This window comes from Mesorhizobium sp. M7A.T.Ca.US.000.02.2.1, from assembly GCF_003996995.1.
Classification (GTDB): domain Bacteria; phylum Pseudomonadota; class Alphaproteobacteria; order Rhizobiales; family Rhizobiaceae; genus Mesorhizobium.
Window position 1 is genome coordinate 1 of the sequence record NZ_RZTT01000214.1, and the last position, 10399, is coordinate 10399.

10 protein-coding genes are annotated in these 10399 nt (G+C 62.9%); 7 read left to right on the plus strand and 3 right to left on the minus strand.

Annotated elements, in window-relative coordinates; genetic code table 11:
* Positions 1-281: 281 nt before the first annotated feature.
* A complete protein-coding gene (locus EOD15_RS19890; protein ID WP_127318592.1) occupies positions 282-2054 on the plus strand; it encodes an AMP-binding protein in 1773 nt (590 codons plus the stop codon).
* 69 nt (positions 2055-2123) lie between these two features.
* Complete coding sequence (locus EOD15_RS19895; protein WP_127318590.1) at positions 2124-3227, plus strand: calcium:proton antiporter; 1104 nt, start codon at positions 2124-2126, stop codon at positions 3225-3227.
* Between the two features lie 47 nt (positions 3228-3274).
* Here the strand turns inward: EOD15_RS19895 and EOD15_RS19900 are convergent, their stop codons facing one another.
* Positions 3275-4183, minus strand: a complete 909-nt coding sequence (locus EOD15_RS19900; protein WP_127318588.1) for a LysR substrate-binding domain-containing protein — start codon at positions 4181-4183, stop codon at positions 3275-3277.
* 103 nt (positions 4184-4286) lie between these two features.
* On the opposite strand from EOD15_RS19900, the gene EOD15_RS19905 reads away from it, so the two are divergent.
* The gene (locus EOD15_RS19905; RefSeq protein WP_127318586.1) at positions 4287-4808 is read left to right on the plus strand and encodes a hypothetical protein; all 522 of its coding nucleotides are present in this window, start codon (positions 4287-4289) and stop codon (positions 4806-4808) included.
* A 68-nt stretch (positions 4809-4876) separates the two neighbouring features.
* Here EOD15_RS19905 and EOD15_RS19910 read toward each other — a convergent pair whose 3' ends face one another.
* Positions 4877-5554 (minus strand): MIP family channel protein, encoded by a 678-nt coding sequence (locus EOD15_RS19910; RefSeq protein ID WP_013530368.1) that lies wholly within the window; start codon positions 5552-5554, stop codon positions 4877-4879.
* A 182-nt stretch (positions 5555-5736) separates the two neighbouring features.
* Between EOD15_RS19910 and EOD15_RS19915 the strand changes: the two genes are divergently transcribed.
* From EOD15_RS19915 to guaA, 4 genes are all read left to right on the plus strand, one after another.
* Complete coding sequence (locus EOD15_RS19915) at positions 5737-7026, plus strand: RsmB/NOP family class I SAM-dependent RNA methyltransferase (RefSeq protein ID WP_127318584.1); 1290 nt, start codon at positions 5737-5739, stop codon at positions 7024-7026.
* 126 nt (positions 7027-7152) lie between these two features.
* The gene (locus EOD15_RS19925; protein WP_013530371.1) at positions 7153-7611 is read left to right on the plus strand and encodes a PaaI family thioesterase; all 459 of its coding nucleotides are present in this window, start codon (positions 7153-7155) and stop codon (positions 7609-7611) included.
* A gap of 141 nt (positions 7612-7752) precedes the next feature.
* Entirely contained in the window at positions 7753-8421 is a 669-nt protein-coding gene (locus EOD15_RS19930; protein WP_127318582.1) for a 5'-methylthioadenosine/S-adenosylhomocysteine nucleosidase, read from the plus strand.
* A gap of 55 nt (positions 8422-8476) precedes the next feature.
* Positions 8477-10039 carry a glutamine-hydrolyzing GMP synthase gene (guaA, locus tag EOD15_RS19935; RefSeq protein ID WP_127408757.1) on the plus strand — a complete coding sequence of 521 codons (1563 nt, stop codon included), beginning with the start codon at positions 8477-8479 and terminating at the stop codon, positions 10037-10039.
* 172 nt (positions 10040-10211) lie between these two features.
* Here the strand turns inward: guaA and EOD15_RS19940 are convergent.
* A partial coding sequence (locus tag EOD15_RS19940) for an IS3 family transposase (protein WP_148129590.1) occupies positions 10212-10399 on the minus strand: 188 nt, incomplete at its 5' end.

Sequence of the window (10399 nt, forward strand, 5' to 3'; positions counted from 1 at the left end):
GTGCTGATTTGCGCCGGTGACCCGCCGCCCAGGCGGGTTTTTTCGTTTTGGCGCGCTTCGTCAGCCAACGCGAAGTTCCGGAGCATCGTTGACCGGATCGTTGCCCTTTCACGACCATCGGCGGGATTTCCTCCACTCCGGCAGGCTGATAGGCTCGGCTAATGCATGTCGCCCAAAGTGATCTCGGTTTTGGGAGAACGACATGCATAAAAGCAAGGACCTAGAACGCGTCGCATGATTCTGTTTCAGCGCGACGCACTTAGTCCCGGGAGGAGAGAGCGATGCCGGTCAATCTCGACGAGCTGAAGAACGCCAGCAATTTGCGCGGACCCGGAGCGCGCGCTGGCGGTGTCTTCGTCGCACCCGTCGACAACAGGGCGCATGTCTCTGGCGAACGCAGCGTGCCGCTGCTCGACAAGACCATCCCCGCGCTGTTTTCCGACACCGTCAGCAAATACGGCACGCTCGACGCCGCCGTCTTCGTCGATCAGGACAAGCGCTTCACCTGGAGCGAACTTTCGGACACGGTGGATGCGCTGGCCGCCGGCTTCCTGGCACTGGGCTTGGCAAAGGGCGATCGCGTCGGCATCTGGTCGCCCAACCGCTGGGAATGGCTGGTGACGCAGTTCGCCACCGCTCGCATCGGCCTGATCCTGGTCAACGTCAACCCCGCCTATCGGTTGACCGAACTCGACTATGCTCTGAACAAGGTCGGCTGCAAGGCGCTGCTCACCGCTGCCAAGTTCAAGACGTCAGACTATCTCGGCATGATCGAGACGCTGGCGCCCGAGATCGCCAAGGCCACACCGGGCAAGCTCAAGGCGCAGAAACTGCCGGCGCTGAAGATTGTCATCCGCATGGGCGACGAGAATTCGCCCGGCATGTTCAATTTCGGCGACGTGCTGGCCATGGCCGGGCGTGACGAGCATGACAGCCTCGACCGGATCTCGGAGAAGCTGAAGCCGGGCGAGGCCATCAACATCCAGTTCACCTCAGGCACCACGGGAGCCCCCAAGGGCGCGACGCTGACCCACGGCAACATCGTCAACAACGGCAATTTCGTCACTTCGGCGATCAAGCTGACCGTCGACGACCGGCTGTGCATACCGGTGCCGCTCTACCACTGCTTCGGCATGTCGATGGGCACGATGGGCTGCGTCACGAAGGGCGCCACGATGGTTTTCCCGGGCGAGGGCTTCGATGCCAGCGCAACGTTGAAGGCGGTGGCTCAGGAACGCTGCACCGGGCTCTATGGCGTGCCGACCATGTTCGTCGCCCTGCTGGATCATCCGGATTTTTCCGCCTTCGATCTCACCAGCCTGCGCACCGGCATCATGGCCGGCTCGCCATGCCCGATCGAGGTGATGAAGAAGGTGGTGTCGCTGATGCATATGCAACAGGTGACCATCGCCTACGGCATGACCGAGACCAGCCCGGTGTCGTTCCAGAGCGGCGTCGACGACCCCTTGGAAAAGCGCGTCTCGACCGTCGGGCGCATCCACCCCCATGTCGAGGTCAAGGCGGTCGATGCCGATGGCGCTACCGTTGCGGTCGGCGTACCGGGTGAGCTTTGCACGCGCGGCTATTCGGTGATGAAGGGTTACTGGGACGACGACGACAAGACCCGCGAGGCGATCGACAGCGACGGCTGGATGCACACCGGCGACCTCGCCACCATAGACGCCGAGGGCTATTGCAACATCGTCGGCCGGGTCAAGGATATGGTTATCCGCGGCGGCGAGAACGTCTATCCCAGGGAGGTCGAGGAATTCCTCTACCGCCATCCAAAGGTCAAGGAGGTGCAGGTGTTCGGCATTCCCGACGCCAAATATGGCGAGGAACTGTGCGCCTGGATCGTGCTCAAGCCCGGCCAGATCGCCACCGAGCAGGAGGTCAAGAACTTCTGCGCCGGCCAGATCGCCCATTACAAGATCCCCCGCCACATACGCTTCCGCACCGAATTGCCGATGACGGTGACCGGCAAGCCGCAGAAGTTCCTGATGCGCGAGGCGATGGTGGAGGAACTGGGGCTGGTGGCGCAGAAGACGGCGTGAACGGGTGAACGCTTCGATCTGTCGGTGCGCGAATGCAGCCACGGTTCGCAGCAGCGGTCAGGGGCTTGCATGAGCGGTTTCGGACGTTCGGTGACTTCGTTTGCGATGCCGCTGGCCGCCTTGGTGATGGCTGTCGCCGTCAGAGCCGGCGGGCTGTCGGCAGACGAAGGTTCGCTGAGCGTCAGGATACTCGTCGGAGCGCTTTCGAGTGCGATTATGTTCACCACCATTTTCGTGGTGCTCGAGCACGCCGAGGCGGTGGCTCGGCGTGTAGGAGAGCCCTACGGCACATTGGTGCTGACTTTTGCCGTAACGGCAATCGAGGTGTCGATCATCGTTTCCATGATGCTGCATGGAGAGAACAACCCTACGCTTGCACGTGAGTCTGTCTTTTCAACGGTGATGATTGCATCTACCGGCGTCGTCGGCACGTGTCTTGCGCTTGGCGGCTGGCGTCATCGCAAGCAGGCAATTGTTCGACAGGGGACCAGCGCATATCTCGCGGTTCTGATCGCGCTGACCATCATGACGCTTATTCTGCCAACCTACACCCAGACCACGGATCCCGGCACGTTTTCGGCAGCCCAACTTGGTTTCGTCAGCGTCCTCTCAGTGCTGCTTTATGCAAGCTTCGTGTTCGCGCAGACCGTCCGCCACCGGGAAGACTTTGTCGAAGGGCAGGCCCACGGCGTTTTGCTGCGGACTGCCCCTCACGAAAGCGTCTTTGCCGGCGCATTGCTGCTTTTGATCGGGCTGATTGGCATTGTCATGCTCGCCGAGCAGGTCGCCGCAAGTGTCGAGGATACGCTCGTTGCCTATCAGGTGACACAGGCTGACAGCATTGTGGGGGCATTGATCGCCGGGCTGGTTTTGATGCCGGAGGCCATTTCGGCGGTTCGCGCCTCACTCAACAATGAGCTGCAACGCGGTTTGAATGTCGCGATGGGTTCCGCTTGCGCCACAATCGGTTTGACAATACCGGCGGTCGCAGCCGCCAGCCTGCTGACGGGAAGAGGGTTAACCCTGGGGCTTCCAGCGACTGACACAGTGCTTTTGATTTTAGCGCTGTTCATATGCAACGTGAGTTTTAGTACTGAAAGAACAACATTCTTGACCGGAATGGTCCATCTTGTAGTATTTTTTACTTATGTATTTCTCATATTTATACCGTGAGAGCTTGGTGCAAGCGAAGCGCCAAGGGGGCGGTATCCTTCGTTACCTCAGACCGCGGATTTGAGGTGGTCGATGAAGGCGCGCAGCTTCGGCAGGATCTGGCGTTTGCCGGGATGATAGAGGAAGACGCCCGGTGTCGTGGCGGCGACGCTGTCCAGCACTGATTTGAGTTTTCCCTGGGCGATCGGACCTTCGGCGACAGGTCGAGGCGTCTGCGCCAGCCCAATGCCCTGCATCGCAGCCCCGAGCAATGTCGGGTAGTCGTGAGCGATCAGTGGGCCTGAGACCATCGCTTCAATCGCCCCGTTGCCGTCGGCGAAGGACCAGGGCGCGATGGCGCCGTTCGAGCGGCGCAAGCGCAGGCAGGCGTGGTGACGCAGATCCTCGACATGCTCGGGGCTGCCGTGGCGCTCGAGATAGTCCGGGCTGCCGACGACCACGAACGGAAACGATGGCGTCAGCCGCACCGCGACCATGTCGGGCGCGATGAATTGGCCAAGGCGGATGCCGGCATCGAACCCGCCTTTCGCCAGATCGACCATCTCGTCGCTCGCGGCGATCTCCAGTTCGATCTCGGGATAGGTTCGGCAGAACGACGCGATCATCGGCTCCAGGATCAACGGCACGACGGCGCGGGGTACGGACAGGCGCAGCAGTCCGGTCGGCCGCTGGCCGACATCGCGTGCGGCTTCGCTGGCCATGACGATTTCCTCGAAGGCAGGGCCTGCACGGTCGAGGAACCGCTGGCCAGCCTCGGTCAACCCGACGCTCCGCGTCGTGCGCACGAACAGCGCCACGCCCATGCGGGCTTCCAGCGCGCGCACCGCCTGGCTCACGGCGGATGGCGTTACGCCGAGATCGGCGGCGGCACGGCGGAAGTTGCGGCGCCTGGCGACTGCCAGGAACACCTCGACGCCCTCCAGCGCACCGTGCCGGACTGTGTAGTTCTGCTTCATAGGTTGTTTTGATTATACCGGATAGTCGAATTATGGAAGCGGGCTTAGAGGTAGCCGACTGAAGCAGGGAGGCTTCGTGAACCAGTTGCTGCCAGGAGGCCAAATGTCCACGGAAATGGTGTTCCAAACCCATCTCGTTCTAGGCTACGTCGCGTGGCTGCTTTGCTTCGGCGCATACGGTTTGCCGTGGCTGAGCTCCATGGACCGGGTCGCGGTGCAACGCGTCATTGCCACGCTGCACAGCTTCCGCTTCTTTGGGCTCGTCTTCATCCTGCCGGGTGTCGTTAGCCCCGATCTCCCAGCCGGCTTCGCCGTGTTCGCCGCCTACGGTGACTTTGCAACAGGGCTGCTGGCAATGCTGGCGCTGCTCACGGTGAGGCTGCCTCGGCTCTTCTGGCTGTTCGTCGTCGCCTTCAATCTCGTCGGCACGGTCGAACTCGTCGTTGACTATTACCACGCCATCCAGGTCGGCCTTCCCGCACATGCGGAGCAGCTGGGTGCCGCCTACGCGATCCCGATCATCTACGTGCCGCTGCTGATGATCACGCACGTCGCCGCATTCTATTTTCTGCTACGTCCTTTGAAGGTCCGGGTGTTGGCGACGACCGGCCCGGCTGTACTTTGACGGTAAGAAGATCCACCAAAGAAAAAGGCGCGGACCTGGCCCGCGCCTTTCTATGTTGCCTTCGAAGCTCAGTCCTTCTCGAAGATGCGCGCCTTGGCGACGACGCCCGCGATGGCGCCGCCGATCAGCGGTGCAACGATGAACAGCCAGAGCTGGCCGATCGCGGCAGTTCCCGAAAACAGTGCCGGACCGATCGAGCGGGCCGGGTTGAGCGAGGTGCCGGTCACCGGGATGATGGCGAAGTGCAATCCTGCCAGCGTCAGGCCGATGACCAGTCCGGCGAACGCCGTCGAGTGCTTTTCAGCCGTGACGCCAAGGATCACGGTGACGAAGGTGAAGGTGCCGATCACTTCCCACAGGAATGCCGAGCTGACACCCCATTTCGTCACATCCCAGCCATTGGCGCCGAAGCCGGTGGTGTGTCCGCCAACCTGGCCGGAAACGATGATCCACAACGCCAGCGAAGCAAGGACGCCGCCGATGACCTGCGCGATCCAGTAGGGGATCACGTCCTTGGCCGGCAGCCGGCCGGCAAGGAAGACGCCGAGCGTCACCGCCGGATTGAGATGCGCGCCCGAAATGGGGCCGATCGCATAGGCCGCCGCGATGAGGCCGATGCCGAACGCCAGACCGATGCCTTCCTGGCCGAGCGGCAGCGCGCCACCGAAGCCGCCCGTCACCACAGAAGCCGTACCGATGAACACCAATAGAAATGTGCCTAGAACTTCCGCCAGATAAGTCTTCATTGCCCTCTCCTCGTGTCGATCCGCCGGTCCACCTTTTGCGCGCCGCGAATCACAACCGGAAGAGTATTCGCAACCAGAAAAGTTGGAAAGCAGAGCGGTTGTGCCAGCCGACCTGCTTGTGCGCGCCGGTTGCGCGCTCTAGAGCAGGGCCGGAATAATTTTCTGCGTGACGGAACAAGACCATGCGACTGGGCGGACGGCTGGCTGCGGCCATCGAAGTGCTGGAAGACATCGGCCGGCGCCACCGGCCGGTGGCGGACGCGCTGAAGGATTGGGGCCTGTCGCATCGCTTCGCCGGCGGCGGCGACCGTGCGGCGATCGGCAACATCGTCTATGACGCCTTGCGCCACAAGCGTTCCGCCGGCTGGCTGCTGGGGCAGGACACGCCGCGCGCCATCGGCTTCGGCGCGCTGCTGCTCGAATGGGGGCAGACGGCCGAGTCGCTCAACGACGCGCTCGATGGCGACAAGTTCGCACCGCCGCTGCTGAGCGCCGCCGAGCTTCAGGCCATCGCCGACCATCGGCTCGCCGACGCGCCGGACGCGGTGCGCGCGGATGTTCCCGACTGGTGCGCGCCGCTTTTCGAGCGAGCCTTTGGCCCGACCTGGGCCGACGAGGGCGCCGCGCTGGCAACGCGCCCGCCGCTCGACCTCAGGATCAACACCTTGCAGGCCAACCGAGACAAGGTGCTGGCCGAACTGTCGGGAACCGGCGCGAAACCCTCGGCAATCGCCCCACACGGCATCCGCATTCCGCCGATCGACGGCGACGGCCGGCACCCGAACGTGCAGGCCGAGCCGGCTTTCCAGAAGGGCTGGTTCGAGGTCCAGGACGAAGGCTCGCAGATCGCGGCCGCCCTTGCCGGGGCCGAAGCCGGCATGCAGGTGCTGGATTTTTGCGCCGGCGCCGGCGGCAAGACGCTGGCACTGTCGGCTTCGATGGAAAATCGCGGCCAGATCTTTGCCCATGATGCCGAAAAAGCACGGCTGGCACCGATCTTCGACCGCATCCGCCGCTCTGAAAACCGCAATGTCCAGATCGTCACCAAGCCGGCCGAACTCGCGCCGCTCGGCAACCACATGGACATCGTGCTGGTCGACGCGCCTTGCACCGGCAGCGGCACTTGGCGGCGCCGTCCCGATGCCAAATGGCGGCTGACGCAAAGGCAGCTCGACGCACGCAAGGGCGAGCAGTCGGCGATCCTCGATGCGGCCAAAGTCTATGTCAAACCAGGCGGCCTGCTGGTCTACATCACCTGCTCGGTGTTTGATGAGGAAAACGGTGAGCAGATCGCGGCCTTTCGGGACCGTAACAGCGGCTTTGTTCCCGTCGACCACCGCCAGCTCTGGGACAGCCGTTTTCCCGGCCATGAGGCAGCCGCACGCATCGGCGCCAGAGGCGACATCTCGCTGTCGCCGGCCCTCAGCGGCACCGATGGGTTTTATCTCTGTGCGTTACGCAGATCGGCCTGAATCCTATTCCTGACGGATGCGTGGCGCCGGCCGGTAGGCCAGGTCGATTGTGCAGTGCAGCAAAAGCATTTGCCTGCCGTCCATGCCTCTGCAATAAGCTTATCCGCGTAAAGGAAGGCAGCGGCAATGGCAGCAAAGATCGTACCCGCCCCAGACTATGAGGATCGCGTCAGGACCTCCTTCGCGCGGCAGAAGGCGATGGCCACGATCGGCGCCGAACTGACGCTGGTGACGCCCGGCATCATCGAGATCGAGATGCCCTATTCGGCGGCACTCACCCAGCAGCACGGCTTCCTCCATGCCGGCGTCATTTCGACGGCGCTGGACTCGGCCTGCGGCTATGCCGCCTTTTCGCTGATGCCGGAAAATTCCGGCGTGCTGACCATCGAGTTCAAGGTCAACCTCTTGGCGCCGGGCAGGGGCGAGCGCTTCCTGTTCCGCGGCTCGGTGACCAAGCCAGGCCGCACCATCATCGTCGCCGACGGCCAGGCCTACGCCTTTGCCGCCGACGGCGAGGCCAAGCTGATCGCCACCATGACCGGCACCATGATGACGGTGGTTGGCCGCGATGGGATTGAAGGGTGAGTGGCCGGTTCGCCGCAGGCGAATTCATCGTGCCGGTGGCACGATGAAAGGCCACGAACGCCGGGAGCTGCCGGAGGCAGCGGGTCCCGGCGAGCGGCGGTGCAGATAAGCAGATGATCGGGCGGAGAGGAATAAATCATCATGGCCGATAAAATCTCCCGCCTGTCGGGCAAGGACGTCCTCTTCGTCATGGCGGCGCAGGCCGAATACGGCCCGCACCTCAAGCAGCTGTTCACGCCGCTGATGACCGGTGTCGGTCCGGTCGAGGCCGGCGTCAGGCTGGGTGCTGAACTCTCCTGGCTGAAATCGCAAAAAGCACTGCCGGATCTCGTTGTTTCGCTCGGTTCAGCCGGCAGTCGGACGCTGCAGCAGACGGAAATCTACCAGGCGGTTTCGGTCAGCTACCGTGACATCGACGCTTCGCCGCTCGGCTTCGAGAAGGGCGCCACCCCCTTCCTCGACCTGCCGGTAACCGTGCCATTGCCCTTCAAGATACCGGACATCAAGCAGGCGACCCTGTCGACCGGCGGCGCGATCATCACTGGCGCGGCGTATGATGCTGTTAGCGCCGACATGGTCGACATGGAGACCTTCGCCTGCCTGCGCGCCTGCCAGCTGTTCGACATTCCGCTGATCGGTCTGCGCGGCATTTCCGACGGGGCGGCGGATCTCAGGCATGTCGGCGACTGGACCGAATATCTTGAAGTCATCGACGAGAAGCTGGCGGACGCCGTCATGCGGCTCGAACGGGCGATCGGCGACGGCGCCCTTCGGACGGAACCACCCAATGAAGATGCCGGACCAGCCTGAAAGTCGGGCTACGCAACCCATTGCGTCGACTCGTTTCTTTCTCTAAACGCTCGCCATGAAAACAGCCAATCATCCCGACACCGTCCTGATTGTCGATTTCGGCAGCCAGTTCACCCAGCTCATCGCCCGCCGCATCCGCGAGGCCGGCGTGTTTTCCGAGATCGTGCCGTTCCAGTCGGCCGAAGCGGCATTCAAGCGTATCAATCCGAAGGCCGTCATTCTGTCCGGCGGTCCGGCTTCGACCGGCGATATCGGCAGCCCGCGCGCGCCGCAGATCGTCTTCGATTCCGGCGTGCCGGTGCTTGGCATCTGTTACGGCCAGATGGCCATGTGTGTGCAGATGGGCGGCGTCGCCGAAAGCTCCGACCATCGCGAGTTCGGCCGCGCCTTCGTCGAGATACAAAAGGACAGCCCGCTGTTCGAGGGCCTGTGGGCGCCCGGCCAGCGCCATCAGGTGTGGATGAGCCATGGCGACCGCGTCATCTCCTTGCCCAAGGGCTTCGAAGTGTTCGGCAAGTCCGAGGGCTCGCCCTTCGCCATCTTCGGCAACATCGAGCGCAAGATGTACGGCATCATGTTCCATCCCGAGGTGGTGCATACGCCCGACGGCGCCCGGCTGCTCATGAATTTCGTCCACAACATCGCCGGCATCGAGGGCGACTGGACCATGCGCGCCTACCGCGAGCACGCGGTCGAGACGATCCGCAAGCAGGTCGGCAAGGGCAAGGTCATCTGCGCGCTGTCGGGCGGCGTCGATTCTTCCGTTGCGGCGCTGTTGATCCACGAAGCGGTGGGCGACCAGCTGACCTGCATCCTTGTCGACCACGGCCTGATGCGCAAGGACGAGGCCGCGGGCGTGGTGGCGATGTTCCGCGAGCATTACAATTTGCCGCTCATTCTGGTCAACGCGTCGGATCGATTCATTGGTGCGCTTGAAGGCGAGTCGGACCCGGAGAAAAAACGCAAGACCATCGGCCGGCTGTTCATCGAGGTGTTCGAGGAAGAGGCCAAGAAGCTCGGCGGCGCCGATTTCCTGGCGCAAGGCACACTCTATCCCGACGTGATCGAAAGCGTCTCCTTCACCGGCGGCCCGTCGGTGACGATCAAGTCGCACCACAATGTCGGCGGCCTGCCCGCGCGCATGAACATGCAGCTGGTCGAGCCGTTGCGCGAACTGTTCAAGGACGAGGTGAGGGCGCTCGGCAAGGAGCTCGGTCTGCCCGAAAGCTTTATCGGCCGCCATCCATTCCCCGGCCCAGGCCTCGCCATCCGCTGCCCAGGCGGGATCACCCGCGAAAAGCTGGAGATCCTGCGCGAGGCCGATGCCATCTATCTCGACGAGATCCGCAAGGCCGGCCTCTACGACGCCATCTGGCAGGCCTTTGCCGTGCTGCTGCCGGTGCAGACGGTCGGCGTGATGGGCGACGGCCGCACCTACGAGTTCGTCTGCGCGCTGCGTGCCGTCACCTCGGTCGACGGCATGACGGCGGATTTCTACCACTACGACATGGCCTTCCTCGGCGCCGCCGCCACCCGCATCATCAACGAAGTCCGCGGCATCAACCGTGTCGTCTACGACGTGACGTCGAAGCCGCCGGGAACAATCGAGTGGGAGTGAGGGTACAAACGGCGGCAATAGCGTAGTTTCGGCGGCGAATTTCGCCGTCGCGCAATGTTGTTGCAGTCCGTACCTTACTCCGTAGAGCTGGCGTTCTCCGTTTCTGCCTCGGTGGTTCGATCTGCGCCCAGTTTCCGGATCATGTAAAATCGCTTTAGAGGGCGGGAGTGCTCTAGCTGTTTAGTCCCGGCATTTGCTGGAGCGGATCGAGTTTGAAGCGTTCCGGTTGTGATGCCCACGCCTTGCAGATGAACTCGTAGGGCGTAAGGCCTTTGAGGGTCTTGAGCCTGCGACCGAAGTTGTAGGCCGAGATGAAGTCGGCAAGGTGCTGGCGGAGTTGGTCGTGGCTCTCGTAATAGA